This is a genomic window from Microbacterium schleiferi (genome assembly GCF_015565955.1).
GTDB lineage: Bacteria > Actinomycetota > Actinomycetes > Actinomycetales > Microbacteriaceae > Microbacterium > Microbacterium schleiferi_A.
In genome coordinates this window covers 1,844,489-1,870,957 of sequence record NZ_CP064760.1, presented here as the reverse complement: position 1 = coordinate 1,870,957, position 26,469 = coordinate 1,844,489, and the positions used below count along the sequence as shown (strand labels likewise).

Here is a 26,469-nt window from a genome sequence, read left to right as displayed (position 1 = left end):
GACCGGCCGGTCCCACTGGTGCCACCCTCGTCGTCTGTCAGAACGGCGCGGTCTCGTCTGGCACGAAGGTGACAACCGCGGGTGGCCTGTCTCTGTAGGTGCGACCCGAGGGGCCGGTCCACTCCAGGATGCCGCCGGGCAACTGCTTCACCCGCCATGCCGTTTCGTGCTTGAGAGTGTGATGTCGACGGCAGAGGTGAGCCAGATTGGTGTGCTCAGTGGGTCCGCCGCGTGCGGCATCCATGGTGTGGTCGACATCAGATCCGCGGGCGAGCCTGACACAACCGGGGCACCGACATCGTTCGTCTCGGGCCCTGAGGAATCGTTCGAGGTCTTTGTTCTTGCGGTAGCGGTCGACGCCGAGCACGGCACCGGTGTAGGGGTCGGTCATGACGCGATCCCAGCCGGGTGCGTCCGCGGTAAGGCGGCGGGCGGTTTCGGCGTCGATCGGCCCGTAGCCAGCGAGGAGCGCCGGCTGAGACCCGACCCCGGCGAGTGTGAGGACGGGTACGGTGATGGCCACTTCGCCGCGGATGGCGTCGAGGCCTGCACCGTGCGCCACGGGTGTCCCTGCCAGCAGCAGGTCGGCCAGAAGGTCGGCGCGTTTCTGATCCATCGTTCTGGTGTCGATGGGGTGCTCCGTTGTCGTGGTGGGGTGATGCTCGTCGCCACTGGCGTCTCCTGACGGGCCGGTGGTCAGGCGTACCACGTTCCCGTCGCGCGGCTCATCGCGGGGAGGCACTGCGTCCCGATTACATGCCCGTTTCGTGGGCTGCGCATCGAGGCTCGGATCGGTCTGAACATCCGGCTCCGACCCGTCGGCAAGGGAGGTGCCTGGCGAGGCGGCATTGGGAACACTCGGTAGGTCCGTGGCCATGCGGGTGAGGCGGTCGTAGATCGCGTAGGTCAGGGTTGCGGGGAGGTCGGCGATGAGTCGCGCCATGTCGTCGGGGAGGTCGATGACTCGGATGTGCCGGTCTGCTGTGGCGGCGGCCTGGCGCCTCGCTGCGGCTTCAGGGTCAACACGGGTCGCGATGATCCGGGCGATGCTCTTCATGCGCCCGGCGGTTTCGGTCTCGGCGGCAGCCATGACGTGGGTCTCGTAGATAGGTCGCAGGTCGGGGTCGATGCCGGTGCCGCCGTCGAGGATCGCCGTGACGTGGGCGGCGTCGATTGATCCGCGTTCCCAGGAGGCGAGCACGTCGGGGTAGTCGGTGACGGTGGTGGATGCTTCGCCCATGCGCCGCTGCACGGTCCGGTCGCTGAGCCGGAGCGCGGCGGCGATCTCGGCTGCGACCTCCCGCAGGGGAGGTCAGCCTGACTGGGGCGTCGCAGTCCGGCGGCTTGCTGTTCGGCAGCACGTTCCAGCGCCAGATCCAGTGCCGCAGCAAACAGTCGCGCTTCGCGCGCCTGCGCCTCCGCTACCGCCCGGTGTGCGTCCACAAGTTCGGTGACGAGCTCGTCCAAAGCACGCCAACCGACGCCCGTAGCGTTCGCGTCGTGCCCCATGACTATCTCCGATCGGACCGCAGCCGCGGCATCCGTCTCGCACGAAGTGGGCACGTGTGCGATTTCCTGTTGGTACCAACTCTAGAAGGGGGCTCCGACATTGACGCCGTTGACGGATATCGCGGTGCAGGACCGCGCTGTCCGGCTTCCCCGCAATAAGACAGGCGACGCAGCCTCCGTCTCGAGGACGTCGCCGGTACACGAGTGGGACTGGCACGATGGGCTGATGCAGCTGGGAACTGAGCGTCCGGAAACTGGGATCCATGTGCGCGCAGCCGAGCGAGATGACGCTCGAGGCATAGCCATCGTGCATGTTCAGGCCTGGCGTGAAGCCTATGCGGGTCAGCTTCCGGCGGATGCCCTTGCCGCTCTGGCGGTGGAACCTCGCGTACCACGGTGGGCGGCGATTATCGAGGACAACGTCACGGACGTGTACGTTGCCGAAGCCGGGGAAGACATCGTTGGCTGGGCCACGTCAAGCGATGGCCGAGATCACGACCGACCGGCCACGCGCGAACTCGAGGGCATTTACCTTCTGCAGGCGGTACACGGCTCGGGCGCCGGGCAGAGGCTGCTCGACGCAGCGATTGGTGATCATCCGGCCTATCTGTGGATGCTCAAGGAGAATCCCCGAGCCGAAGCGTTCTATCGGCGAAACGGGTTCGAACGAGACGGCGCCACACGCGAACTGCGGATGGCGGGCGCTGCTGTGCCGACCGTGCGGATGGTGAGGCGCCGTAGTTAGCGTCGCGGCAGCGAGCGGTCGTTTGCGGTGGCGGTGAGGACGAAGCCCTTGACCGGCTGGGAGGTCGACGTACGCACGAGATCGGGTGCTAGCGAAACCCAGTGCCCAACCGATCGAAGCTCTGACCGTGCGGACCGACGAGAGCAAGGGGCTTCCCATCCCGAGCCACGATTGTGCGCCCTCGGATCTCTTCGTCGACCTGCTCAGTGATGAACGGGAGCACCTGAGCCCCTTCGTTGCTCAACCACGTGACGTCCGCGAGTGAGCGGATCATTTCGACGAACGCAGCTCGATGATCGTCGTCGAGATACGCAAGCACGGCGCTGTGGAAGACGACGATGTGGGAACCGGGCGGGGCTTCGGCGACCAGATCAGGAACCCTGTCGACAATGTCGCCGGCGACAAGGTGGGGAGGATCGGCGGCCACGATGTTCGCCGCGCGGTGCAGGCGCTCGCGACGCTCGGCATGCTCCGGCCAGACGAGCGTTTCGAGCCAGTCACGCTGATCGCTGTCGGAGAGATCGATCGGATTCAGGTCGACACCGGCACGCCATGCAATCTCGGGAATCCTCGTCGGCACGCTGGCTGCATCGATTGTGCAGGGGATCTGTACGCTACTTGGGCCCTCGGGCGGGTCGATGCGTACAGATCTCGCGCCGTTCACGGTGTAGCGGTAGCTGTAGCGATCGGGGTAAAGAACGAGGCCCGCCGCCGCGCCGGCCTCGATCAATGTGAGAGGCCCAGGCAGCTGCTCCAGAACCGGAAGGAGCACAGCGCACCGGGCGGCTTCATTTGTTTGTGTCGAGCGGCTCATGATGACGGGCACGACCTCCGCCCACTGCTCGACAAGCCAGTCTCGGAACATGTCGTACGTCGTGTTCGGCGCGCCGCAGAACCGCGCCGCTGCGAACACGAGATTCGGCTGGCGCTTCCCCCGCGGCAGCGCGGCGATCAGCGCTAGCAGGTCGCGGTCTTCGGCGGCTCCCAGAGCCCACTGGGTATAGGTCTCCGAAACGCCGGCAGCTTCCACCTCGGCGAACCGTCGGTATCCGTCAGCAAGCGACTGAGTCATCCCGCGACGATAGCGCGGACATCCTGACGGCCCGTACGGGGCAGAAGTGCCGGATGGCGCAACGATCGCTCCAGGTCGAGGGGCTCGCGAATGCCCGGGATCTGGGTGGGTTACCCCGACGCGACGGTTCGCTGACTCCGACCGGGGTCTTCTTCCGATCGGAGAACCTCGACAGCGTCGCACCAGCGGGTTGGGATCGGTTGCGGGAGCACGGCGTTGCGACCGTCGTCGACCTCCGTCGGCCGGACGAGGCATCCAGTGCTGTGCCGCCCGACATCGCGCACGTGCGCGTGGATCTCGACGGCGATGAGCGAGAGTTCTGGGAGCCGGTCGAGGCGGATGGGCGGTGGGCGACGCCGCTGTACTACCTCAGCCACCTTGAGTCGCTCCCGCACCGGATGGCCGGCGTCTTGAGCGCAATCGCTGACGCTGAACCCGGGGAGTGCTGTTTCATTGCGCTGCTGGATGGGACCGTACCGGGCTCGTGAGCGCATTTCTCCTGCGAGCTGCGGACGTGCCCGCGCCTGACGCGACAGCGGATTACTTGCAATCCTTCGTGAACGTCGCCGACCTCGAGTCGCTGCACGGTCGCAGCTTTCACGCCGAGCTGCGGCGGGAGGTAACACGACGGTGGGGGCATACGCCGGAGACCGCGTTTGCCGAGATGTTCGAGAACCTCGATGTTCATCGGTGGTTCGATGTGGCTGGCACTAACGAGGCCACACGACGGTCGATCACGACGTGGCGGGGCTCCATCGAGTTCACGGAGGATGCACATGTGCCGCCGGAGGGCTTGCACTCGTGAACCGGCCGTCGCCTATCCTCTTGTCGTAATTCATCTGGTTGCTCGCCGTGTACGGCCTGATCATCGCGACCGAGTCGTCGAGTGGTTGCAGAGCGTCGACGGTCCGCGGCGTTCGGAAGCGCTGGAGTCGCTCGCTACCGAAGGTGTCGACCACGAGACCGCGATGTTGATCGACACGGCCGACGGCCCCGTGCTCATCTATGCGATGCAGACCGACAACAGGAATCGTTCGCTGTCCGTTGCCGATGCATCCGACCGCCCGACTGATGCGGAGCATCGTGCCGTGATACGGGCCGCCGATGATGGCCCGGCGGACGCGCGCATACTGTTGGACCTGTACGTGAATGCCCCTTAGCAGAAGGGCTCCTGCGGGACTGCTGCGCACGGATCCGCGGTCTGAGGATAGGCGAGCCACTCTGGATCGGTCCGGACAGTACCGCGGGGCAAGAGCTCACGTGCTGGGGTCCGCACCGTCGGCCTCCAGGTACCGACTGGTACCATGGCGTCAGAGATTCCGGATTGGAGCACCCATGGCGATGAACCTGAGGTTGGATGCGGCCCACGAGGAGTTGCTTGAAGCGATGGCTGCGCAAGAGAGGCGCACCAAGACGGAGATCGTCAAGCTCGCCATTGAGGAGAGGGCGGCGCGAGCCGAGAAGAGCACGAGGACGAAAGCGATCTTCGACCGGATTGTGGACGAGGACGCTGCGCTCCTCGACGCGCTCTCGCGGTGACGGACTATCTCGAACCGGTCGATGTAGAGGAACTCGTCGCATCGATGGGATTCCATCTGCGTGACAGGAATCTCCTGCTGTCCGCGCTGGCCGCACCGCTGCCAGTCTTCGGGGAGGAGGTCTACGAGAGTCCCCACAGCAAGGCGGCGGCTCTCATGATCGCCATCAACCGTGATCATCCGTTGTCTGATGGAAACAAGCGGCTCTCGTGGATCGTCGCCAAGGCTTTTCTCGCGCTCAACGGGGAACATCTCACAGCTGCGACGGTGCCCGATGGCGATGTGTTCGTTCGCGCCGTCGCGAGCAATCAACTCCCCTTCGATGATGTCGTGCGGTGGATTGAGGAGCGTTCGACACGACTCTCGCTCGACGGGCAGGATCGCTAATCAGTCCTCGCCCGACAGCTCCAGCAGCTTCGTGCGGACCTGCCGGCGCAGCACCTTGCCGATCAGCGACTTCGGGAGCTCGTCGACGACGAAGATGCGCCGCGGCACCTTGTAGGGCGTCAGGATGCTGCGTGCGAAGTCTCGGATTGCTGTCTCGTCGATGTCCTCCACGCTGGGATCGAGAACGATCGCGGCGACGACTTCCTCGCCCGAGTGCTCGGACGGGAGTCCGACGACGGCGACGTCGGCAATGGCCGGATGCTGGCGCAGCACGGCCTCCACTTCCGTGGGCGCGACGTTGAACCCACCCGTGATGATGAGTTCCTTGATGCGATCGACGATGCGCACGAACCCGGTGTCGTCGATCGTGACGATGTCACCGGTACGGAACCAGCCGTCAACGAAGACCTCCTCGGTCTCCTCGGGCCGGCCGTAGTAGCCCGAGAAGACCTGGGGGCCGCGGACGATGAGCTCCCCGCGCTCGCCGGGGGAGACATCCACGCTGGGGTTGTCAGGATCGACGACGCGGCACTCGGTGCCCGGTAGCGGCAACCCGACGGTTCCGGGAACGCGGTTCTCGGCAACCGGATTGGCCATCAGCACGGGGGAGCACTCGCTGAGTCCATAGCCTTCGACGAGGTATCCGCCGGTCTCGGCTTCGAACGGCACAACGAGCTCGTGGGGCAGTGCCATCGCACCGGAGATCGCGATGCCGGTTCCCTCCAGAGATATCCCGGTGCGCCGCGACTCCGTCAGGAGGCGGTCGGCGATCGGCGGCACCAGCGGCAGGAAGGTCGCCGGGTGCTTCTTCGTCACCTCCAGCACCATGTCGGGGTCGAACCGCGGGAACAGCACGAGGCGTGCGCCCATCGACATCGCGAACGTGAGGCACAGCGTCAGTCCGTAGGCGTGGAACATCGGAAGCACCGCGTACACGACGCATCCTTCGCCGCGGTGAATCGTTGGGACCCACGCCTGCGCCTGTGCGGCATTCGCGAGCAGGTTCCGGTGGGTCAGCGACGCGCCCTTGGGTGAGCCTGTCGTGCCGCTCGTGTACTGAATGAGGGCGAGATCATCGGTGCCGGGCGTCGGATGCGTGGCGGGTAGCGGCTCGTGGCGTACGACCTGATCCCAGCTGATCGCCCCGGTGACGCGCTCGGTCAAAGCCGCACGGGACTCCCGTGCCTTCGCGATCGGCAACTTGAGCGCGAGCTGCATCGTCCAAGGCATCGCCGTGATGAGATCGACCGAAATCAGGGTCTTCACGCGCAGGTCGCGCGGGAACTCCTGCACGGTGCGCACGACCTTGCTCCAGACAATCGCGTGCTTGGCTCCGTGGTCTTCGAACTGCTTGCGCAGTTCTCGGGGCGTGTAGAGCGGGTTGTGTTCGACCACCACGGCGCCCAGGCGCAGAATCGCGTAGAACGCGACGATGTGCTGTGGGCAGTTCGGCAGCACGATGGCAACCGGGTCCCCGGGGCGCACACCGTGAGCGTGCAGGGCGGCAGCGGCGCGCTGAATCTGTTCGTCGAGGGAGCGGTAGCTCGTGGTGCGCCCGAAGAACTGCAGCGCGGGTGCATCGGGATAGTCACGAGCGGATGTCGCCACGATGTCGACGAGAGAGCCGCTGACAGGCTCAAGATCCTCCGGCACCCCCTCGGCATAGCTGGCGATCCAGGGGCGAGGCGGGTCGTACGGCATCACGGCCCCAGCCTAGAGGTGCGATCGGGCGCCGTTGGAGGCCCACGCGTGTCAGCGGTGCCCGAACGTCAGGTGACCCACGATCTCTCGGGCCCGTGCGTCGACATCCGGCGGCACGGGTGTCGCTCCGCTGAGCCAGATTCCGGCCAGTCCGTGCACGATCGCGAAGGCCGCATACGCCGACTCGCGTGCGGTGCTCTCGTCGGCCTCGTCCGCGTTTCCGCCACGGGCGCGAGAAACCGATTCTTCGAGGATCCGCCAGGTAGCAACCCGGGCTGCGGCAAGACCGGGGTGCTGCTCATCGGTGAGTCGGGGCGTCCACATCACCGCGTAATGACCGGGGTGCTCCAGCGCCCAGGTGACGTACGTCACACCGTGCTCGTAGATATCGCCCCCGGTGCTCGAGAGTGTCTCACTCAAGGATGTGAATCCCTCTTCGGCCAGCGCGGTCATGAGGTCGCGTCGGGTGGGGAAGTGGTGCACGGGGGCGGCATGACTCACTCCGGCGCGGCGGGCAAGCTCCCGCAAGGTCAAGGCATCGGGGCCCGACTCGGCCGCGATGCGCGCAGCCTCCGCCAGGAGCTCGCGTCGGAGATCGCCGTGGTGATAGTTCGCCATGCCTGAAGTCTAACTAGACATTGACAAGATAGCGACTGTCGTTCAATCTAGTCAGCAACAAGATTGTCTCGCGAAAGGCTCACACCATGACACTTCTCATCCCTCTCGTTCTCGTGACGCTGCTCGTCCGCGTTGGCGCGTGGTTTCTCACCACACGCGGCGTCGACCGCGCCCGCCCCTGGTCGTCGTGGCCTGCTGCGGCGGGAGCCGGCGTCGCTGCGGTCCTCCTCTTCGCGAGCGTCACGCACTTCGTCGAGCCGCAGCGGTCGGGGCTCATCGCGATCGTTCCCGACTTTGTTCCGGCCCCTGATCTGGTGGTGACGGCCACGGGGGTCATCGAGATCGTCATCGCCGGGGGATTGCTCGTCCCGAGGACCCGGCGGTGGGCCGCGCTTGCAGCCATCGTGCTTCTGATTGCGATGTTCCCTGCCAACATCGTGGCGGCGGCGGGCGTCGACAACCCCGCCGCGCCATCGACGCCGCTGGTGCCACGGACGATCGCGCAGCTCGTCTTCGTCGCCGGGGCGGTGGTGGCAACCGTGCCCGTTCGGAGCTCAGCCGCGCGGCGTGTGGCGACCACCGCTGCGTGAGGCAGGCCTCGGGATTGCGCTGTCTCGCCGATCGGGGGCGCGAGGGTGGCATCAGACAGCGCACCTAGAATGGTGCGGTGTCTGAAATCACCCCCGATCTCGTGCGCCATCTCGGTGTGCTCGCCCGAATCCGCCTGAGTGACGAGGAGGTGGGCCGCCTCACCGGACAGCTCGACGCGATCGTCGACAACATCGCCAAGGTGTCTCAGGTCGCGACGCCCGAGGTGCCAGCGACGAGTCATCCGATCGCCCTGCACAACGTGTTCCGCGCTGACCTTCCCGGCGACATGCTCACGCCCGAGCAGGTGCTGCAGAACGCCCGGATGCCGCAGACGGCCGTTTCCGCGTGACCGCGATCCTGGGAGAAGAGCAGTGACAGATCTGACCCGCTTGACCGCCGCCGAGCTGGCATCCTCCCTCGCGTCACGGGAGATCTCGAGCGTTGAAGCCACCCGCGCCCATCTCGACCGGATCGCGGCGGTGGATGCCGACATCCACGCTTTCCTCCACGTCAGCGACCACGCCCTCGAGGTCGCGGCCGACATCGACGCCCGGCGTGCAGCGGGCGACGATCTTCACGAACTCGCGGGGGTGCCGCTCGCCATCAAGGACGTGCTGGTCACCACCGATATGCCCTCGACGAGCGGATCCCGCATTCTCGACGGGTACCTGTCGCCCTACGACGCGACGGTCGTTGCGCGTTCGCGAGCTGCCGGACTCGTTCCGCTCGGCAAGACGAACATGGATGAGTTCGCGATGGGCTCGTCCACCGAGCACTCCGCGTACGGGCCGACGCACAACCCGTGGGATCTCGACCGGATCCCCGGGGGCTCGGGTGGCGGCTCCGCGGCCGCCGTGGCAGCGTTCGAGGCGCCGCTCGCGCTCGGCTCCGACACCGGCGGGTCGATTCGTCAGCCTGCCCACGTCACCGGAACTGTCGGCCTCAAACCGACGTACGGCGGAGTGAGCCGCTTCGGGGCGATTGCCCTGGCATCGAGCCTCGACCAGGTCGGTCCGGTCACCCGTACGGTCCTCGATGCGGGTCTGCTGCACGACGTCATCGGCGGGCACGACCCGCACGATTCCACCTCTCTCGCCGACGATTGGCCGTCGTTCGCGGATGCCGCACGCGAGGGTGCCCGCGGTGATGTGCTGAAGGGTCTGCGTGTCGGTGTCATCCGGGAACTTCCCGACAGCGGCTTCCAGAGCGGCGTGTCGGAGTCGTTCCGCGCGGCGCTTGCCCGGATGGAAGCGCAGGGGGCCGAGATCGTCGAGATCAGCGCTCCCCACTTCGAGTACGGCGTCGCCGCGTACTACCTGATCCTCCCTGCCGAAGCCTCCAGCAACCTCGCGAAGTTCGACTCGGTGCGCTTCGGCCTGCGCGTCGACGTGCCCGGCGGAACCGTCGAGGATGTCATGGCAGCCACGCGCGAGGCCGGATTCGGCGACGAGGTCAAGCGTCGCATCATCCTCGGTACCTACGCCCTGAGTGCGGGCTACTACGACGCGTACTACGGGTCGGCCCAGAAGGTGCGCACGCTCATTCAGCAGGACTTCGATCAGGCGTTCGCGCAGGTCGACGTCATCGCCACCCCCACAGCACCCACCACGGCGTTCCGCCTCGGCGAGAAGATCGACGACCCGATGCAGATGTACCTCAACGATGTCGCGACGATCCCCGCGAACCTCGCCGGCGTGCCGGGAATCTCGCTGCCCTCGGGTCTTTCTGTCGACGACGGGCTGCCGGTCGGCATCCAGTTCCTTGCTCCAGCGCGACAGGATGCGCGTCTCTACCGCGTCGGGGCGGCCCTCGAGGCGCTGCTGCTCGAGGAATGGGGTGGTCCGTTGCTTGATCGGGCCCCCGTGCTGGGTGCGGCGACGGGAGGGCGTGCCTGATGGCTACCGCGAAGCTCATGGACTTTGACAAGGCTCTCGAGATGTTCGAGCCGGTGCTCGGGTTCGAGGTGCACGTCGAGCTGAACACCGAAACCAAGATGTTCTCGCCGGCGGGCAACCCCGCCCACGCGTCCAACCACGCTGCGGAGCCGAACACGCTTGTCGCTCCCGTCGACATGGGTCTTCCGGGCGCGCTTCCGGTCGTCAACGAGACCGCGGTGCGCTTTTCTATCAGTCTGGGCCTGGCTCTCGGCTGCTCGATCGCGCCCTCGAGCCGGTTCGCCCGCAAGAACTACTTCTACCCCGACCTCGGCAAGAACTATCAGATCTCGCAGTACGACGAACCGATCGCCTTCGAGGGCGCCGTCGATGTCGAGCTGGCCGATGGCACGATCGTCGAGGTTCCGATCGAGCGCGCGCACATGGAGGAGGATGCCGGAAAGCTGACCCACATGGGAGGCTCGACCGGCCGCATCCAGGGCGCCGAGTACTCGCTCGTCGACTACAACCGCGCGGGTGTGCCCCTCGTCGAGATCGTCACGAAGCCGATCTACGGAGCCGAGCACCGCGCGCCCGAGATCGCCAAGGCGTACGTGCAGACGATCCGCGACATCGTGCTGGCGCTGGGGATCTCCGAAGCTCGTCTGGAACGCGGCAACCTCCGGTGTGACGCGAACGTGTCGCTGCGGCCCCGCGCGGCGGCCGGTGAGCCGCCGGCACCGCTGGGCACCCGCACCGAGACCAAGAACGTGAACTCCATGCGTTCGGTCGAGCGCGCCGTGCGCCACGAGATCCAGCGCCAGGCCGCGATCCTGGCGGCGGGTGGCACGATCACGCAAGAGACCCGTCACTGGCACGAAGACACCGGCACGACCTCTCCCGGCCGTCCGAAGTCGGATGCCGACGACTACCGGTACTTCCCCGAGCCGGACCTGCTGCCTGTGGAGCCCTCGAGCGACCTGATCGAATCGTTGCGCGCGGCTCTCCCCGAGCCCCCCGCAGCCCGACGTCGGCGCCTGAAGACCGAGTGGGGTTTCACCGATCTCGAGTTCCAGGATGTCGCCAATGGCGGCATCCTCGCCGAGGTCGAAGCGACGATTGCGGCGGGCGCGTCCCCCGCCGCTGCCCGCAAGTGGTGGACCGGTGAGATCGCCCGCATCGCGAACGCACAGGACCGCGAGGCGAGCGAACTCGTCTCACCGGCCCACGTGGCAGCGCTGCAGGGGCTGGTGGATGCCGGAACCCTGACCGACAAGCTCGCCCGGCAGGTACTGGAGGGTGTCATCGCCGGCGAGGGCACGCCTCAAGAGGTTGTCGACGCTCGCGGCCTCGCTGTCGTCTCAGACGACGGGGCGCTCATCGCCGCGATCGATGAGGCCCTCGCCTCCCAGCCCGACGTCATGGAGAAGATTCGCGACGGCAAGGTGCAGGCGGCGGGCGCCATCATCGGCGCGGTCATGAAGGCGATGAAGGGGCAGGCTGACGCTGTGCGCGTCCGCGAGCTGATCCTCGAGCGCGCTTCGCAGTCGTGACCTGAGCCTCACACCCTCGGCGCGGGGGTCAGGCTTGTCGAGTGAACGCCGCGAGGTGGTTCTGTGAGCCGGCGAGCAGGCGTTCCAGGACGCTGGCGACATCCTCTGGCGCGTCGGAGAGTGCTTCGGTGAGGTCAGCGATGTCGGTCTGCTCGATGACGACACCGACGTCGATGGCGGCGTCGCGGGATGCCGATCCGTCGGCGACGAGCTGATCAAAGAGGGCCTGCAGCTGGGGGTCGGTGAAGACGCCGATGTCATCAGAGCGCGGGTCGGTGATCGCGTGGTCGACGAGCAGGCCTGCGACAGCGTCCTGGTGCGAGAGTTCGGAGGCGGCGATGTTTGCGAAGATGTTGCCGCCCCACAGGTCGCCGAGCACGCTGTAGACGTCGTGCGCGAGCTTCTCTTCTTCGATCAGATACAGCAGTTGCGCCTCGAGGTCTGTCGGAGTGGCTTCGTCGGGCGTCGGCGGTTCGCTCGGTTCGAGCGTGATGGTATCTGCCAGACCCGCGGACGTCTCGACATTCACTATCGGCGAGGATGCCGCGGCGCATCCCGTCAGGCCTGTGGCGAGCAGGCCGGCCGTCGCCACGGCGAGGGGCAGGACGCGGGTTGAGGTGATCACAGCGCTCTCCTTCGGATTCGAGCTTCTCTATACCCCCGAGGGTATTGCGTGATTCTTCGGGCCGTCTGTCTCGTTCCGATGGAAACGCCGTGAGAGCGCTGTCGGTGGTGGGGGCGAGAATGGATTCATGGGACGAGGGGACGGCAGGAATCGCCTCGTGTCGCTCGATGATGCGGATGACACCGGCGCCGACATCCTGCACGTCGACATGGACGCGTTCTACGCGGCCGTCGAGGTGCTCGATGACCCGACGCTCGCGGGCAAGCCCATCATCATCGGCGCTCCCGAGAGTCGCTCTGTTGTCTCGAGCGCGTCGTACGAGGCGCGTGCGTTCGGTGTCCGGGCCGCCATGCCGGTGGGGCAGGCGCTGCGACTGTGCCCCCAGGCGATCGTCGTGCCGCCCCACTTCGATCGCTACCTCGCGCTCTCGCGTGAGGTGATGCGCGTCTTCCACGACATCACGCCGCTGGTCGAGCCGCTGTCGATCGACGAAGCGTTCCTCGACGTGCGCGGGGCGCGACGCCTCTGGGGATCGCCCGGAACGATCGCACGGATGCTGCGGGTTCGCGTGCGGGACGAGACCGGCCTGACCTGCAGCATCGGAGCGGCAGCGACGAAGCATGTCGCAAAGATGGCCTCCACGCTGAGCAAGCCCGATGGACTCCTCATCGTCGCCGAGGCGGACACCGCGGCGTTTCTTGCGCCGAGGTCGGTGCGCGCGCTGTGGGGCGTGGGACCGAAAGCCGCCGAAGCTCTGGAGTCTCGCGGTATCCACACGGTTTCCGATGTGCTGGATGCTCCGCAGGCGGTGCTCGAGCGTGCACTGGGCGCAGCGATGGGCGAGCGCGTGTGGAATCTGGCGCGCGGGCGCGACGCGCGGGAGGTGACCACGACGCGCGTCGAGAAGAGCGTCGGGCACGAAGAGACCTTTCACACCGACATCAGCGACCCGGCCGTGCTCCGCTCCGAGCTGCGCCGCCTGGCCGATCGCGTGGCGGCGCGGCTGCGCGCGGCATCCTGGGAGGCCGGCGCGGTGGCGATCAAGATCCGGTTCGCCGACTTCAGCACCGTGTCGCGCTCGCGCAGCCTTGCCGACCCGAGTTCGGTGGGGCAGCGCATCGGAGACGTCGCCCTCGAGCTCTTCGATGCCATCGACCGGCGGCTTCCCGTGCGACTCGTGGGGGTGCGCGCAGAGAAGCTGCGCACACTCACCGAGTCCGCGCCCGCCCTCTGGGACGACGACGGGGAATGGCGCCGCGTCGAGTCTGCGCTGGATACCGCGGTGGCGCGGTTCGGTCGGGGCGCCGTCACTCGCGCGACGCTCATCAGCGAGCGTGGCGGCGGAACGCTTCCGTCCAACCCTCGACCGCCGCGCGAATCACCCAGCTGACACGGATCGGATCCCCGTCGCCCTGTCATCGAGCGCCCCGGGCCGGTAGCGTGGGGCTATGCCCAACATCGCGCTCGAACTCGGCAAGCAGGCAGCATCCTTCGGTGTCTCCGGCATCTACGGAGAACAGCAGGATGTCGACGGCATCAAGATCATCCCCGTCGCCCTCGCATCCTCCGGCTTCGGCGGGGGATCGGATGAGGGCGGCAACGGCGGCGGTGGTGCCGGTGGTACCGCGATTCCGATCGGCGCATACATCCGCCGCGGCGATGACCTGCGCTTCGAGCCGAACCTGATCTCCCTGCTTGCCGTCGGCATCCCCTTCGTCTGGGTTGCCGGGCACGTGCTTATTCGTGTCATCCGCGCCCTCAAGAAGTGACGACCCGGTCAGTGCGGCCCTGAACGGCGCGACGCAGCTGCTGCGGGCCGACATCCTGGCCCTGGGGGCGCCGGCACCCGTCGTTCTCATCGACGGGCGTAGCGGCGCCGGGAAGACCAGTCTGACGCGCCTTCTGCTCGAGCGGTGGCCGCTGGAAGCGTCGCCCCAGCTCCTGGCCTTGGATTCGACCTACCCCGGCTGGGATGGCCTCGACGCCGCGGTCGACGATGTCACGCAGCACGTTCTCCTCCCGCATGCAGGCGGGCAGCCAGGCCAGTGGCGCCGCTGGGATTGGACTGTCGGCGAGTATGCCGAAGCGCACGGGGTGGACCCCGACCTGCCACTCGTGGTCGAAGGCTCGGGCATCCTGACCCCGGTGACCGCCGGTCTCGCGGACGTTCGCGTCTGGGTCGACTCGCCGGCCGCGTCGCGTCGAGAGCGGGCGCTCGAACGAGACGGAGACACGTACCGGCCGCACTGGGAGCGCTGGGCTCGTCAAGAGGATCGCCACCTCGAGCGGGACGATCCTGCGGCCCACGCCACGCGGGTGGTCGCCGTTCCCTGAGCCCGATCCGTCTCGGTGCTCCGTCAGGAGTCGTGAGAGTCCGGGTCCGCGTCGATGGCGGTGATGAGGCTGTCGAGTCGGTAGCCGAGCCAGTCGTAGATCCCGAATCGGGGGTCGGTGGAGTCGTGGTCGTCGTCGGCCTGAATCCCGAGTCGCGTTGCCAGCACAAGCCGAATCGCCGACAGGGTGCGCAGCAGAGCGCTCACGTCCTCGGCGCTCGCGTGCACGACGACCTCTTCCGTGAGTGCCGGGTCGTCGGGCGTCACAGGCATCGCGGGCAGCGTCGGACCCAGGATGCCGAGAACGGTCTCGGCATCCGTGTGACGGCGGTCGAGGAGCTCCCGTTCGGTGAGCCGCCGAAACTCGCGCGCGGCATCATCGTCGTCACGGTATCCCTCGGGAACCAGTCGAGCCACGGCATCATCGCTGGAGGCATCCGTCGTTGCCTCGAGGAGGTCTCGGAACTGCTCCGTCATCTGCGACAGATGCAGAGCCTCGATCCGGGTGATCGCCATCACGAGCTCACGAGTCATTCCGGGGCCTTTCGGACGGTGGCGGAGAGGCCGTAGTCGTGCATGGCGTGAACGTGGAGCTCCATCTGCTCCCGGGCGCCCTCGGCGACCACCGCGTGGCCCTCGTGATGCACCGCGAGCATGAGAGATTCCGCGCGCTGCGCGCTGAAGCCGAAGTAGGTGCGGAAGACGTGGGTGACATAGCTCATGAGATTGACGGGGTCATTCCACACGACCGTCTGCCATGGCGTTTCGGGAGCGCGGCGCGTGTCGACATCCTCATCGGCCCGGGGGAGTGTCGCGCTGTTCATCAAGCCCATCCCAACTCGTGGAGCCGGTCGTCGTCAATCCCGTAGAAGTGGGCGATCTCGTGGACAAGAGTCGTATGGATCTCAGCACGAAGCTCGTCGAGATCGTCGCACGCTGCCAGGTGCGCTTCACGATAGACGATGATCCGATCGGGAAGCTCACCCACGCCATATCGATCGCGTTCCGTCAACGCCCAGCCGTCGTAGAGGCCGAGAAGGTCCAGCGAACCATCCTCGCCACGGTCTTCGACCACGAAGACGACGTTGTCGAGCCCGTCGACCATGTCGTCGGGAAGCCGGTCGAGCTCCTCGACGACGAGTTGCTCGAACGCATCGGCATCCATCTCGATCATCGTGCCCCCGACTGGACTCGAACCAGTAACCGTCGGATTAGAAGGCCGATGCTCTATCCATTGAGCTACGGAGGCGCATCACCCAGATTACCGGGAGCCGCCGCGATCGCTGCGAGCGCCCGCTCTAGGATGGGCGGCATGGCTTCGAGCGAGAACGACCGTCTGGTGTGGATCGACTGCGAGATGACCGGACTGGATCTCGCCGTCGATGAACTCGTCGAGATCGCCGTCATCGTCACCGACTTCGAGTTGCGTCCCCTGGACCCCGGGTTCCAGATCGTGATCAAGCCGGATGCCTCGGCCCTCGCGAACATGAACGATTTCGTCACCGCCATGCATGAAAAATCGGGCTTGCTCACCGAGATCCCCAACGGTGTCAGCGTTGCCGAAGCGGAGTTTGAGGTCCTCGAGTACATTCAGCGCTTCGTACCCCAGGAGGGGAAGGCGCCGCTCGCGGGTAACACCATCGGCACCGACCGTATGTTCCTTGCGAAGTACATGCCCCGTGTCGACCGGTGGCTTCACTACCGCAACGTCGACGTGTCGAGCATCAAGGAGCTCTCGCGGCGCTGGTACCCCCGCGCCTACATCCACGCCCCGGCGAAGGATGGCGGACACCGCGCCCTCGCCGACATCAGCGAATCGCTGCGTGAACTGGCCTACTACCGCAGCGCGGTGTTCGTCCCCGAGCCGGGACCGAGCAGCGACGAGGCCAAGCAGGCTGCGGCTGCAGCCGTGTCGGCGTTCGCGCCCGGCGTGTGAGAGAATCTTTTGGTTGCCCGCTCCGGTGGGCGCATGGTGGCTATAGCTCAGTTGGTAGAGCACCGCGTTGTGGTCGCGGGGGTCGCGGGTTCAAGTCCCGTTAGCCACCCCATGTAGTCCGCCTCTGAGGCGGCTTTCGGTTGTGGATGCGGCTGTCTGAGGCATCCACAGCACCTCCGCAGCGTAGGAAGAATCGCCGCCGCAGGATGATTGCACCGCAGACTGTCCTCCCTGGGTGATTTCTCCTACCTCGGTGAGGTCGCCGACGCCACGCCGGAGGCTGCCTGTCGCAGCCGCGCCCGACCGCTTGCCAGAGCGGTGTCGAACAGCGGCAGTGTCACGTGGACGAGAGGGCCGATGGTCGCTGCGAACAGCACGGTGCCCAGTCCGACGGTGCCACCCAGAAGCCACCCGAGAACCAGAACCGTCAGTTCGACACTGGCTCGCGCGGCCCAGATCGGCATCCCGAACCGGCTGCGGAGACCGGTCATGAGCCCATCGCGCGGTCCGGGCCCGAAACGGGCGCCGATGTACAGGCCCGAGGCGATGGCGACGAGCAGGATGCCGCCCACGAGCATCGCGAACTGAGCCAGGAACCCGGAGATCGGCGGCAGGACCCACAGGGCGAGTTGCATCGCGGTGCCCACGATCAGGATGTTGGCGACGGTGCCGATCCCGGGGCGCTGCCGAAGGGGAATCCAGACGAGCAGGATCAGCAAGCCGAGGATGTTGGTCATCCACCCGACGCCGATTCCCGTGCGCAGAGAGAGCCCCTCGGCCAGCACGGTCCACGGGTCGACACCGAGCCCTGCATCCACCGTCAGCGCAGCACCGACCCCGTAGAGGGGGAGTCCGATGAGAAGTTGCAGGATGCGGCGAGGCATGGCACCATCCAAGTCGAGAAGTGGACTGACATGACCAGTCCAATCGAGAAGGAGTGGCCATGGAGTCTCGAATGTCAGCCCGTGCCCTGACCATCGCGCTCGGCGGCTGGCGCACGAGGGAGCCGGCGTATGAGGCGCTGGCCGACGGCATTCGCCTCCTGTGCCTGGACAACCGCATTGCGCCGCGAACGGCGCTTCCCGCCGAGCGAGAGCTGGCCCTCGCCCTCCGGATCAGCCGCAGCACCGTGTCGATGGCGTATCAGAGCTTGCGGGACTCCGGCCACATCAGCAGCCTGCGCGGCTCGGGCAGCGTCACTCTGCCGCTGGGGCGTCGCGAGGTGGGGCGGATCCTCGAAACCGAGGGAACGATCGACCTGCAGCAGGCGAGCCCACCCGCCTGGCCGGGCCTGGCCGGCCACATGGCGGATGTCGCCGCCGATGCAGCGACCCTCGCCTCACGCTCCGGCTACGACGTCCTCGGGCGCGCCGAGTTGCGCGAGGCCATCGCCGAGCACTTCCGTGCCCGAGGCCTGCCCACGGAGCCGCGCCAGATCATGATCACCGCGGGCGCCCAGAGCGCGATCCACCTGCTGGCCAGCGTGCTCATCGGACGAGGTGACCGTGTGGCGATCGAGACGCCGACGTACCCGCACGCCGCAGACGCGCTGCGGCGCGCGGGCGGACGGCTCGTCGGCATCCCGGTATCGCCGGAGAGCGGTTGGGACCTGGAGCGCGTCGCCGAGTCGTTCGCCCGAACGCGGCCCGTGCTTGCGTACCTCATGCCCGACTTCCAGAACCCCACCGGGCGCAGCATGTCGGTGCACGAGCGCGAGGCCGTCGAACTGGCAGCGGGCCGGTCGGGAACCCGCCTCATCCTGGATGAGACCACGGCCGATCTTGACATCGCTCGCGGGTTCCAGGATCGCGGATTCCGCACGACCGACGAAAGCCTCGTCGTGCGCGTCGGTTCGCTGGGCAAGACCGTGTGGGGTGGCCTTCGTGTCGGATGGATCCGAACCGATCACGACCTCATCGACCGGCTCGTGCAGGAGCGGCCCGCCTACGATCTGGGAACTCCGGAGTTTGAACAGGCGGTCGCAGCCGGGCTGATCCCACGATTGCCCGAGATCGCTCGCCATCGCGGTGAGTATCTGGGCGAGGGGCGAGATGCCCTGGTTTCGGCGCTGGCTGAGCGGCTGCCGGAGTGGCGTGTTCCCTCCGTTGATGGGGGAGTCGCGCTGTGGGTCGAGCTGAACGCGCCGTTGAGTTCGGCGCTGGTGCTCCAGGCGCGAGAAGCGGGGCTCCTGCTGGCAGCTGGCCCGAGGTTCGCGTTGGAAGGCGGAAACGAACGACATCTGCGCATCCCCTTCACCGCGCCCCCCAGTGATCTGCGGCGCGCGGTGGAGATTCTGGCTGAGGTCTGGCCGGGGGTTCTCCGGGATGCACCGCATGGCGTCCGCGACCTGTGGAGTTCCCCGTCTGAGCTGGAGAGCCACCGGGGCTCACATCACGTCGACAACACGAGGGCGTCGACGGCGTCCTCCCGGCTCCAGAACTGCCCGAGCGCGTGGAACCTCCGGTCGCGCGGGTGGAAGCGCTTCGCGGCGAAGTGCTCGCCCTGCTCGTCTCGACCGACGCGCACCTGTCCGATCGGTCCGCGGCCCGGGTCGACGACCCGCCAGGCGTCGATCCCGATGGGGATGAGCTGTATCCGTGGTCTCTGCATCTGCGTGTCCCTCCGCAATCGAACATAGATCCGACCACGGACATGGATGCGGGGAACAAGGGTCCCCGCGAGACTGTTGTGATCAGTGGTGCCAGAATCCGGCACCACAACAAGGAGAAATCATGCACACGTTCGTTCTCGCAGGCGGTTGCTTCTGGTGTCTCGACGCGGCCTACCGCGCTCTTCGTGGAGTGTCGTCAGTCGTCTCGGGGTACGTCGGCGGCGCCGTCGAGAACCCCTCCTACGAGCAGGTCTGCACGGGGCGCACCGGCCACGCCGAGGCCGTCGCCGTGACCTTCGATCCCGACGTCATCTCCGACGAGGTGATCCTGGACGCCTTCTTCACGATGCACGATCCGCGACAGCTGAACCGACAGGGAAACGACGTCGGCACCCAGTACCGCAGCGCGATGTTCCCCGCCGACGATCAGCAGCGGGAGCTCTTCGAGGCCGCGCGCGACCGTGCGGCCGAGTGGTGGGATGGCGGCATCGTCACCACGATTGAGCCCCTCGGCGCGTTCTATCCGGCCGAGGAGTATCACCAGGACTTCTTCGCGAAGAACCCGACCCAGGGGTACTGCCTTGCCGTCGCGGTGCCCAAGGTCAACAAGGTGCGCGCCCGGTTCTCGGAGTATGTGACGGCCTGAGGTCTCCTCCCCATCCTCGCGGGACGCGGCCCCTCCACGGCTCAGCGCGAGGACGCACGGCAGTTCCCGGTGATCGGCCAGCCTGATCTCGGCGCTGGTACCCGACGGGCACTCGGGTACCAGCGCAGCCCGGAACGGATCCGGGCGGGGAAGGGAGAAATGTCCGACATCATCACGGTCACCGGAAACGTCGCGGGGCCTCCGGAGTTCAAGATCACCGCGGGCGGCCTCGCCGTCGCGAACTTCCGTCTCGGCAGCGCGCAGCGTCGCCTCGATCGGTCGACCGGCACCTGGGTCGACGACGGGACGAACTGGTACAACGTGTCGGCCTTCCGCGGCCTCGCGGAGCACATCGCGGCCTCGGTCACCAAGGGTGAGCCGCTCGTCGTCACCGGCCGGCTGCGTCTTCGGGCGTGGGAGTCCGGTGGCAAGAAGGGGGTGAGTATCGATATCGACGCCGACACGGTCGGCCACGACCTGCGGTGGGGAACCTCGACCTACACCAAGCAGTCGACAGCCCAGGGGGCAGCATCGGCCTCGGAGACCACCCCCGCCGTGGCACAGGACGCCTGGGCTGCGCCCGGGGCCGAGGATGCCGCCACGCCCACACTGCCGAGCGAGACGCCCTTCTAGCCTCCCAGGGAGAGGTCGGCAGGAGGGCTCTAGACTCCTGTGCGTGTGTGCCGCTCGAATGACCGTTCCGCTGACCCCGACGGGGCATCGCCGCGCTGGGCGAGCGGTCGGGGTTCTCAGCGTGGCTCTGGTCGCCGGGCTGCTCGCGGGATGTACTGCTGAGCCCGCACCGTCGCCGACGCCCACTCCTGTGGCCACGACGACGCCGACCCCCACGGAGACTGCCGATCCGGCCCCCGAGCAGGTGAGTGAGGCGACGACCGCCGATGAGGCTCTGCCGTTCTTCGCGGACGTCGTGGCAGCCGTGTGGGGGACCGACCAGCGCTTCCAGGGCCGCGCATATATCGACGGGCTGACCCAGGCCGGCTTCGACAAGTCGGCGATGGAGGTCACGTTCGATGAGTCGACCGTCGGAAACCCTGCCGAGAGCATCCAGTTCTCGGTGCGGTGGGGTGAGGAGTGCCTTGTCGGCCAGGTCGGTCCGTCAACGGGAGACCCCGTAGTGGCCGTGATGCCGGGCCTCGCGACGGGCCGGTGCCTGATCGGGGACACCCGTCCCATTGACTGGTGAGGCGCGGGCGACGGGCAGGCGGCCCGTAGACTGGTCGAGCTATGGCTGAGTACATCTATCAGATGGTCCGCGCCCGTAAATCTGTGGGCGAGAAGCTGATCCTCGACGACGTGACGATGGCGTTCCTTCCGGGAGCGAAGATCGGAATGGTCGGCCCCAACGGTGCCGGAAAGTCGACGATCCTGAAGATCATGGCGGGCCTGGACACCCCGTCCAACGGAGAGGCGACGCTCACCCCGGGGTTCAGCGTCGGCATCCTGATGCAGGAGCCCGAGCTCGACGAGTCCAAGACAGTCCTCGAAAACATTCAGGACGGCATCGCCGTCAAGGCCAAGCTGGATCGCTTCAACGAGATCTCGGGTCTCATGAGTGACCCTGATGCCGACTTCGACAGCCTGCTGGCAGAGATGGGCACCCTGCAGGAAGAGATCGACGCGGCTGACGCGTGGGACCTCGACTCGCAGCTGGACCAGGCCATGAACGCGCTGCGCACGCCCCCCGCAGATGCTCAGATCCCGCAGCTCTCGGGCGGCGAGAAGCGCCGTGTCGCGCTGACGAAGCTCCTGCTGCAGAAGCCGGATCTGCTCCTGCTGGACGAGCCCACGAACCACCTCGACGCCGAGAGCGTGCTCTGGCTTGAGCAGCACCTCCAGAAGTATGCCGGTGCTGTGATCGCCATCACCCACGATCGGTACTTCCTCGACAACGTCGCCGAGTGGATTGCCGAGGTCGATCGCGGCCGGCTCATCGGCTACGAAGGCAACTACTCGACCTACCTCGAGAAGAAGGCCGAGCGACTCGATGTCCAGGGCAAGAAGGATGCCAAGCTCGCCAAGCGTCTGAAGGAGGAGCTCGACTGGGTTCGCTCCAACGCGAAGGGCCGTCAGGCGAAGTCGAAGGCGCGTCTGGCCCGCTATGAGGAGATGGCGGCAGAAGCGGATCGCACGCGGAAGCTGGACTTCGAGGAGATTCAGATCCCGCCCGGGCCGCGCCTGGGGAGCGTCGTGATCGAGGCGAAGAAGCTCAAGAAGGGCTTCGATGGCCGCTCACTCATCGATGGACTGAGCTTCAGTCTGCCGCCCAACGGCATCGTCGGCGTCATCGGTCCCAACGGCGTCGGTAAGACGACGCTGTTCAAGACCATCGTCGGGCTCGAGCCCGTCGACGGCGGCGATCTGAAGATCGGCGAGACGGTCAAGATCAGCTACGTCGACCAGACGCGCTCGAACATCGACCCCAACAAGTCGCTGTGGGAGGTCGTCTCCGACGGCCTGGACATCATCACGGTCGGTAAGACCGAGATCCCTTCCCGCGCCTACGTGTCGAAGTTCGGCTTCAAGGGACCCGATCAGCAGAAGAAGGCTGGCGTGCTCTCGGGCGGTGAGCGCAACCGCCTCAATCTGGCGCTCACCCTCAAGGAGGGCGGAAACCTCCTGCTGCTTGACGAGCCGACGAACGACCTTGACGTCGAAACTCTTCAGTCGCTGGAGAACGCACTGCTCGAGTTCCCGGGCTGCGCCGTGGTGATCACCCACGATCGGTGGTTCCTCGACCGCATCGCGACCCACATCCTCGCGTACGAAGGCACTGACGAGAACCCGGATGCCTGGTACTGGTTCGAGGGCAACTTCGAGGCGTACGAGCGCAACAAGCTGGAGCGTCTCGGACCCGACGCCCTGAACCGGGCCAGCTCCACCTACCGCAAACTCACGCGCGACTGAGTCGGGATGACCGACACCGACGCCGGGACCTCCGGAACAGCCCGGGTTCACTTGCCGATCCACCTGCGCTGGGGCGACCTCGACGCGTTCAATCACGTCAACAACACGTCGATGCTGAAGTTGCTTGAGGAGGCGCGCGTGCGCGCGTTCTGGCAACCCGGCGTCGGCGAGACCGCGCCCCCGACAGCAGTCATGAACTCGAGTTTGCACGCGGGTGTGCTGACGCTCATCGCGCGCCAAGAGATCGAGTATCTGCGTCCGGTTCCCTACCAGCGGCATCCGCTCGACGTTCAGCTGTGGTTCGGCAGGCTCGGCGGCTCCAGCATCGACGTGTGCTACGAAGTGTGCAGTCCGCGCGAGACGGCCGGTGAGAGCGGCCAGGAGATCTATGCGCGCGCAACGACGGTCGTCGTGAAGGTGGATGCCGAAACGGGGAAGCCGCTGCGGTTGAGCGAGATCGAACGGGATGCCTGGGCGCCGTACGTCGGAGAACCGTTGCGGTACGGCCACCGCCGCTGAGTCGGTCAGTCTCCGCCGCTCGGCACGCGGATCGTGATCTCCTGAGCGACGCTTGCCACGAGTATTCCTTCGGAAGAATAGATCCGGCCGGTGGCGAGTCCGCGTCCGCCGCGGGCGTTCGGGGATTCCTGCACGTAGAGCAACCAGTCGTCGACGCGCGCGAATCGATGCCACCACATGGCGTGATCGAGACTTGCCACTTTCAGCCCCGGCGTCGACCACGCAACGCCGTGAGCACGAAGCACCGATTCCTGAATGGTCATGTCGCTCAGATAGGCGAGCGCGGCGCGGTGCAGGTCGGGGTCATCGGGCAGGGGGCGCCGGGTTTTGAGCCACACCGCTTGGCGGGGGACATGCTCGCCCGCGACGTTCAGGTATATCGGACCCGGCACATGGCGCACATCGAGAGGCCGATCGGTGAACATGCGCTTGCTCATCGGATGGAGTCCGACAAGGTGATCCTCGAGGTTGGGGAGGTCCTCGGGGCGCGGAATGCCGGCGGGCATCGGCTCGGCATGCTCCAGGCCGGGGTCTTCGTCTTGGAAGGACGCGATCATCGAGAAGATCGGGACGCCATCCTGGTAGGCCTGCGTCCGACGCGTCGAGAAGGATCTGCCGTCGTGAATCCGGTCGACGGAAAACGTGATTCCCGCCGAGGAGTCACCCGGGCGAAGAAAATACCCGTGCATCGAGTGGACGGTTCGTCCGGGCGGCAGCGTGCGCGATGCCGCCACGATGGACTGCGAGAGTACCTGGCCGCCGTACACGCGCCCGAGCGGCATCGACTGCGACACCCCGTGAAGATGTCCTCCGTCGTCCTGGCGCCGCTCGATGACAGGTTGAGCACGGCGAGCAACGACGCGACCGGATCAGCTTCGACGACCTCGCCGGGAGCGTTCGTACCGCCGTCGGTCATCGGATCTCCCGGAGCTTGCTGGTCTCGCCGCGGGCGCGGCGCCTCTTCCGCTTGGTAGTTTAGGTCGGATGTCGACGCCACTGATTCTCGCCGATGCCGAGACGGCGGTGGACGCGCAGACCTTCGCCTCTCGAGCGGCTCGCGTCGGAGACGGCGCCGTGCGGCTCCGGGCAGCCGACGGCGTCCTCGTCATGACGTGCGCCCCCATTGCGCCGCGCGGGATCCTCGACTCGGCGCCCACCATCCTCGGGGTGCGCGTGCTTGCCGTCGACCCGGAGCTCGCGTGCGATGTCGTCGTCGATGGGACATCTCTCCGGGCGCACGGCGTGACGCTCGAGTTGCCCGATGCCGGGATGCGGGCAGCCTGGGCCGGCATATCTCCTCCGGTCTCGGGCTGGGTGGCCACGGGGGAGATCTCCTCGACCGAGCTCGCATCGGCAGCCCAGCGCGGCATGGAGGAGGTCGCGACGACCGTTCCCACTGACGCGGGTGAGGATGTGGTTCGGCAGATCCGTGGGGCGGTGTGGGGGCGCCCGACCCGGTTCTCGGTGGCATCCCCCGGGGCGTGGGGTTCGTCGCCCAGGTACTCGGTTTTCTCGGGCCGGAGGCCGAGAGTGTCCCGCTGCGGGAGTCCGGCCCATGGCTGCGGCTCTCACTGCGGCGCGGGCATGTTCTGGTGCGCAGGTCCGGCGGATCCGTCCGGGAGAGTGCCGCGGCGCGCATGCTCGGCTGAGGGCCGGCCACAACGAATGCTTGACCGCGAATTCGCGGTAGCCCTACGGTGACGGAATGGCGACTGCACCGATTACCTTCACCGCACCCGAGGGCAAGGGGCTGGCCGCCGGCACCCTCGGCCTGTGGGGGTCTACCGTCATCGGGCTCGCCTCCACGGCGCCGGTGTATTCCCTGGTCGCCACGCTCGGCTTCATTGTCATCGCCGTGGGTGCGCAGGCGCCGATCATCTTCGTGCTCGCGTTTGTGCCGATGCTCTTCATCGCCTACGCGTACCGGGAGCTGAACCGGGAGATCCCTGACTGCGGCACGACCTTCACATGGGGTACGAAAGCCTTCGGACCGTGGGTCGGGTGGATGGGCGGCTGGGGCGTCGCTGTGGCCGGGATGGTGGTGCTGGCCAACCTCGCCCAGATCAGCGGCATCTACTTGTGGGCGCTCATCGACGGGATCGTCGGAAGCCCCCAGGATGCCCTCCTGGCCGACAACGCTCCTTTGGTCACAGCGACCGGAGTGGTGTTCATCGCCGCGATGACGTGGGTGAGCTGGCGCGGCGTCGAGATCGGCGAGAGGGTGCAGAACATCCTCCTCGCGGTGCAGTACCTGGCTCTCGCGATCTTCATCGCGGCGGCGCTGTGGCACTTCTTCGCCGGAAGCGCGCCGGACCCGACGCCGTTCGACTGGTCCTGGCTCAACCCGTTCGCGATCGGTGACTGGAGCGGCTTCGTGCAGGCCATCCTCCTGGCGCTGTTCATTTACTGGGGGTGGGACACGACCCTGGCCCTCAACGAAGAGACCAAGGATCCGCGGCGCATCCCCGGGCGGGCGGCTCTGCTCACCACCGTCATCCTGCTGGTCACGTACGTGGCAGTGACGATCGCGGCGATGATGTACGCCGGACTGGGTGACGGCCCGACGGGCCTGGGCAACGAAACCAACGCCGACGACTTCTTCATCGCCATCAAGGATGGGCTGCTCGGCCCGCTCGGCTGGGTGCTGGTTGTCGCCGTCATGGTGTCGGCGATCTCCTCCACCCAGACGACCATCCTCCCGACCGCGCGCGGCACCCTCGCGATGGCGGCCTACCGAGCACTTCCCAAGAGGTTTGCGACGGTGCATCCGCGCTTTAAGACACCGTCATTCTCGACGCTCGTCATGGGGATCGTCGCCGTCGTCTACTACGTCGGGATGACGCTCATCAGCGACAACATCCTGCAGGACTCGATTCTGTCGCTCGGACTTGCCATCGCGTTCTATTACGGCATCACGGGATACGCCTGTGTCTGGTACTTCCGCCGAGAGCTGTTCACCTCACGCAGGAACTTCTTCTACAAGTTCCTGTTCCCGCTGCTCGGGGCGCTCATGTTGACCTACGCCTTCGTGCAGTCGGCGATCGACATGTACGACGTCGACTACGGCTACACGGTGCTCTTCGGCGTCGGGGGCACGTTCGTGCTCGGTGTCGGCGCGCTTGCGTTCGGCGTCCTCTTGATGTTCCTGTGGTTCTTCTTCCCGCGCGCGAAGTCCTTCTTCCGTGGCGAAAGCCTGAACCGCGACACACCTGTCATGGTGCGCGACGAGCCGTCAGCGTACGGCCGTTCGGTCGATGGCGGACTGACCTAAGACGCGTCGCGTCAA

At 66.7% G+C, this 26,469-nt stretch carries 30 protein-coding genes, 2 tRNA genes and 2 pseudogenes; 23 read left to right on the top strand and 11 right to left on the bottom strand.

Features of this window, described 5'->3' with window-relative positions:
- Positions 1 to 37 precede the first annotated feature (37 nt).
- A complete protein-coding gene (locus IT882_RS08960) occupies positions 38 to 1,252 on the bottom strand; it encodes an HNH endonuclease signature motif containing protein (protein ID WP_229382017.1) in 1,215 nt (404 codons plus the stop codon).
- A 483-nt stretch (positions 1,253 to 1,735) separates the two neighbouring features.
- Here IT882_RS08960 and IT882_RS08955 point away from each other — a divergent pair, with 483 nt between their 5' ends.
- On the top strand, positions 1,736 to 2,254 hold the full coding sequence (locus IT882_RS08955) for a GNAT family N-acetyltransferase (protein WP_195691600.1): 519 nt from the start codon (positions 1,736 to 1,738) through the stop codon (positions 2,252 to 2,254).
- An 88-nt stretch (positions 2,255 to 2,342) separates the two neighbouring features.
- Here IT882_RS08955 and IT882_RS08950 read toward each other — a convergent pair whose 3' ends face one another.
- Complete coding sequence (locus tag IT882_RS08950) at positions 2,343 to 3,326, bottom strand: DUF2332 domain-containing protein (RefSeq protein ID WP_195691599.1); 984 nt, start codon at positions 3,324 to 3,326, stop codon at positions 2,343 to 2,345.
- A 53-nt stretch (positions 3,327 to 3,379) separates the two neighbouring features.
- Between IT882_RS08950 and IT882_RS16915 the strand changes: the two genes are divergently transcribed.
- From IT882_RS16915 to IT882_RS08930, 5 genes are all read left to right on the top strand, one after another.
- The gene (locus IT882_RS16915; RefSeq protein WP_267490520.1) at positions 3,380 to 3,814 is read left to right on the top strand and encodes a tyrosine-protein phosphatase; all 435 of its coding nucleotides are present in this window, start codon (positions 3,380 to 3,382) and stop codon (positions 3,812 to 3,814) included.
- Positions 3,769 to 4,131, top strand: a complete 363-nt coding sequence (locus tag IT882_RS16910; protein ID WP_324253864.1) for a tyrosine-protein phosphatase — start codon at positions 3,769 to 3,771, stop codon at positions 4,129 to 4,131. The genes IT882_RS16915 and IT882_RS16910 overlap by 46 nt, the downstream gene beginning before the upstream one ends.
- A complete protein-coding gene (locus IT882_RS08940; protein ID WP_324253863.1) occupies positions 4,025 to 4,486 on the top strand; it encodes a DUF6176 family protein in 462 nt (153 codons plus the stop codon). The genes IT882_RS16910 and IT882_RS08940 overlap by 107 nt, the downstream gene beginning before the upstream one ends.
- A gap of 175 nt (positions 4,487 to 4,661) precedes the next feature.
- Positions 4,662 to 4,865, top strand: coding sequence for a hypothetical protein (locus IT882_RS08935; protein WP_195691597.1), 204 nt, complete (start codon positions 4,662 to 4,664; stop codon positions 4,863 to 4,865).
- A complete protein-coding gene (locus IT882_RS08930; RefSeq protein ID WP_195691596.1) occupies positions 4,862 to 5,251 on the top strand; it encodes a type II toxin-antitoxin system death-on-curing family toxin in 390 nt (129 codons plus the stop codon). Before IT882_RS08935 ends, IT882_RS08930 begins: the two co-directional genes overlap by 4 nt.
- Here IT882_RS08930 and IT882_RS08925 read toward each other — a convergent pair whose 3' ends face one another.
- Positions 5,252 to 6,952: a long-chain-fatty-acid--CoA ligase gene (locus tag IT882_RS08925; protein ID WP_195694233.1), complete on the bottom strand. Its 1,701-nt coding sequence runs from the start codon at positions 6,950 to 6,952 to the stop codon at positions 5,252 to 5,254. It lies immediately after the preceding gene.
- A gap of 51 nt (positions 6,953 to 7,003) precedes the next feature.
- Entirely contained in the window at positions 7,004 to 7,570 is a 567-nt protein-coding gene (locus IT882_RS08920; protein WP_195691595.1) for a TetR/AcrR family transcriptional regulator, read from the bottom strand.
- Positions 7,571 to 7,656: 86 nt separating this feature from the next.
- Here IT882_RS08920 and IT882_RS08915 point away from each other — a divergent pair, with 86 nt between their 5' ends.
- The 4 genes and pseudogenes from IT882_RS08915 to gatB all read left to right on the top strand — a co-directional run bounded on the left by IT882_RS08915 (position 7,657) and on the right by gatB (position 11,588).
- Positions 7,657 to 8,160 (top strand): hypothetical protein, encoded by a 504-nt coding sequence (locus tag IT882_RS08915; RefSeq protein WP_195691594.1) that lies wholly within the window; start codon positions 7,657 to 7,659, stop codon positions 8,158 to 8,160.
- 77 nt (positions 8,161 to 8,237) lie between these two features.
- A pseudogene (gene gatC / locus IT882_RS08910) lies at positions 8,238 to 8,536 on the top strand (Asp-tRNA(Asn)/Glu-tRNA(Gln) amidotransferase subunit GatC).
- Positions 8,533 to 10,056: an Asp-tRNA(Asn)/Glu-tRNA(Gln) amidotransferase subunit GatA gene (gene gatA / locus IT882_RS08905; protein WP_195691593.1), complete on the top strand. Its 1,524-nt coding sequence runs from the start codon at positions 8,533 to 8,535 to the stop codon at positions 10,054 to 10,056. The pseudogene gatC and the gene gatA overlap by 4 nt, the downstream one beginning before the upstream one ends.
- Positions 10,056 to 11,588 carry an Asp-tRNA(Asn)/Glu-tRNA(Gln) amidotransferase subunit GatB gene (gatB, locus tag IT882_RS08900; RefSeq protein ID WP_195691592.1) on the top strand — a complete coding sequence of 511 codons (1,533 nt, stop codon included), beginning with the start codon at positions 10,056 to 10,058 and terminating at the stop codon, positions 11,586 to 11,588. Before gatA ends, gatB begins: the two co-directional genes overlap by 1 nt.
- Before the next feature lie 28 nt (positions 11,589 to 11,616).
- On the opposite strand, the gene IT882_RS08895 is transcribed toward gatB, so the two are convergent.
- Positions 11,617 to 12,213: a DUF2202 domain-containing protein gene (locus IT882_RS08895; RefSeq protein WP_195691591.1), complete on the bottom strand. Its 597-nt coding sequence runs from the start codon at positions 12,211 to 12,213 to the stop codon at positions 11,617 to 11,619.
- Between the two features lie 127 nt (positions 12,214 to 12,340).
- Here IT882_RS08895 and dinB point away from each other — a divergent pair, with 127 nt between their 5' ends.
- Genes dinB through IT882_RS08880 form a run of 3 tightly spaced genes read left to right on the top strand, consistent with a single transcriptional unit; the run spans position 12,341 to position 14,547 of the window.
- Positions 12,341 to 13,603 (top strand): DNA polymerase IV, encoded by a 1,263-nt coding sequence (gene dinB / locus IT882_RS08890; RefSeq protein WP_195691590.1) that lies wholly within the window; start codon positions 12,341 to 12,343, stop codon positions 13,601 to 13,603.
- Between the two features lie 58 nt (positions 13,604 to 13,661).
- Complete coding sequence (locus tag IT882_RS08885; protein WP_195691589.1) at positions 13,662 to 13,982, top strand: hypothetical protein; 321 nt, start codon at positions 13,662 to 13,664, stop codon at positions 13,980 to 13,982.
- Positions 13,957 to 14,547: a hypothetical protein gene (locus tag IT882_RS08880; protein ID WP_229382016.1), complete on the top strand. Its 591-nt coding sequence runs from the start codon at positions 13,957 to 13,959 to the stop codon at positions 14,545 to 14,547. Before IT882_RS08885 ends, IT882_RS08880 begins: the two co-directional genes overlap by 26 nt.
- Positions 14,548 to 14,570: 23 nt before the next feature.
- Here the strand turns inward: IT882_RS08880 and IT882_RS08875 are convergent, their stop codons facing one another.
- The 4 genes from IT882_RS08875 to IT882_RS08860 all read right to left on the bottom strand — a co-directional run bounded on the left by IT882_RS08875 (position 14,571) and on the right by IT882_RS08860 (position 15,795).
- Complete coding sequence (locus IT882_RS08875) at positions 14,571 to 15,080, bottom strand: DUF2017 family protein (protein ID WP_195691588.1); 510 nt, start codon at positions 15,078 to 15,080, stop codon at positions 14,571 to 14,573.
- Complete coding sequence (gene clpS, locus IT882_RS08870) at positions 15,077 to 15,379, bottom strand: ATP-dependent Clp protease adapter ClpS (protein WP_195691587.1); 303 nt, start codon at positions 15,377 to 15,379, stop codon at positions 15,077 to 15,079. The genes IT882_RS08875 and clpS overlap by 4 nt, the downstream gene beginning before the upstream one ends.
- Positions 15,370 to 15,711: a metallopeptidase family protein gene (locus IT882_RS08865; protein ID WP_195691586.1), complete on the bottom strand. Its 342-nt coding sequence runs from the start codon at positions 15,709 to 15,711 to the stop codon at positions 15,370 to 15,372. Before IT882_RS08865 ends, clpS begins: the two co-directional genes overlap by 10 nt.
- A gap of 11 nt (positions 15,712 to 15,722) precedes the next feature.
- Positions 15,723 to 15,795: transfer RNA gene (locus IT882_RS08860), tRNA-Arg, on the bottom strand.
- 63 nt (positions 15,796 to 15,858) lie between these two features.
- Between IT882_RS08860 and orn the strand changes: the two genes are divergently transcribed.
- Complete coding sequence (gene orn, locus IT882_RS08855) at positions 15,859 to 16,482, top strand: oligoribonuclease (RefSeq protein ID WP_195691585.1); 624 nt, start codon at positions 15,859 to 15,861, stop codon at positions 16,480 to 16,482.
- Positions 16,483 to 16,518: 36 nt separating this feature from the next.
- Positions 16,519 to 16,594: transfer RNA gene (locus tag IT882_RS08850), tRNA-His, on the top strand.
- Between the two features lie 133 nt (positions 16,595 to 16,727).
- On the opposite strand, the gene IT882_RS08845 is transcribed toward IT882_RS08850, so the two are convergent.
- Positions 16,728 to 17,366 carry a YczE/YyaS/YitT family protein gene (locus IT882_RS08845; RefSeq protein WP_229382015.1) on the bottom strand — a complete coding sequence of 213 codons (639 nt, stop codon included), beginning with the start codon at positions 17,364 to 17,366 and terminating at the stop codon, positions 16,728 to 16,730.
- 59 nt (positions 17,367 to 17,425) lie between these two features.
- Here IT882_RS08845 and IT882_RS08840 point away from each other — a divergent pair, with 59 nt between their 5' ends.
- The 6 genes from IT882_RS08840 (at position 17,426) to IT882_RS08815 (ending at position 23,183) form a co-directional block, all read left to right on the top strand.
- Positions 17,426 to 19,120, top strand: coding sequence for a PLP-dependent aminotransferase family protein (locus IT882_RS08840; RefSeq protein WP_195691584.1), 1,695 nt, complete (start codon positions 17,426 to 17,428; stop codon positions 19,118 to 19,120).
- A gap of 94 nt (positions 19,121 to 19,214) precedes the next feature.
- Positions 19,215 to 19,739 carry a peptide-methionine (S)-S-oxide reductase MsrA gene (gene msrA / locus IT882_RS08835; protein WP_195691583.1) on the top strand — a complete coding sequence of 175 codons (525 nt, stop codon included), beginning with the start codon at positions 19,215 to 19,217 and terminating at the stop codon, positions 19,737 to 19,739.
- Positions 19,740 to 19,898: 159 nt separating this feature from the next.
- Positions 19,899 to 20,372 (top strand): single-stranded DNA-binding protein, encoded by a 474-nt coding sequence (locus tag IT882_RS08830; RefSeq protein WP_195691582.1) that lies wholly within the window; start codon positions 19,899 to 19,901, stop codon positions 20,370 to 20,372.
- Positions 20,373 to 20,415: 43 nt separating this feature from the next.
- Positions 20,416 to 20,943, top strand: a complete 528-nt coding sequence (locus tag IT882_RS08825) for a DUF6993 domain-containing protein (RefSeq protein WP_229382014.1) — start codon at positions 20,416 to 20,418, stop codon at positions 20,941 to 20,943.
- Positions 20,944 to 20,984: 41 nt separating this feature from the next.
- Entirely contained in the window at positions 20,985 to 22,664 is a 1,680-nt protein-coding gene (ettA, locus tag IT882_RS08820) for an energy-dependent translational throttle protein EttA (protein ID WP_195691581.1), read from the top strand.
- A gap of 6 nt (positions 22,665 to 22,670) precedes the next feature.
- Positions 22,671 to 23,183, top strand: a complete 513-nt coding sequence (locus IT882_RS08815; protein WP_195691580.1) for an acyl-CoA thioesterase — start codon at positions 22,671 to 22,673, stop codon at positions 23,181 to 23,183.
- Between the two features lie 5 nt (positions 23,184 to 23,188).
- Here IT882_RS08815 and IT882_RS08810 read toward each other — a convergent pair.
- Positions 23,189 to 24,099: pseudogene (locus IT882_RS08810) on the bottom strand (acyl-CoA thioesterase).
- Positions 24,100 to 24,167: 68 nt separating this feature from the next.
- On the opposite strand from IT882_RS08810, the gene IT882_RS08805 reads away from it, so the two are divergent.
- The gene (locus IT882_RS08805; protein WP_229382013.1) at positions 24,168 to 24,884 is read left to right on the top strand and encodes a hypothetical protein; all 717 of its coding nucleotides are present in this window, start codon (positions 24,168 to 24,170) and stop codon (positions 24,882 to 24,884) included.
- A 4-nt stretch (positions 24,885 to 24,888) separates the two neighbouring features.
- On the top strand, positions 24,889 to 26,454 hold the full coding sequence (locus tag IT882_RS08800) for an APC family permease (RefSeq protein WP_195691579.1): 1,566 nt from the start codon (positions 24,889 to 24,891) through the stop codon (positions 26,452 to 26,454).
- The last annotated feature ends 15 nt before the right edge of the window (positions 26,455 to 26,469 follow it).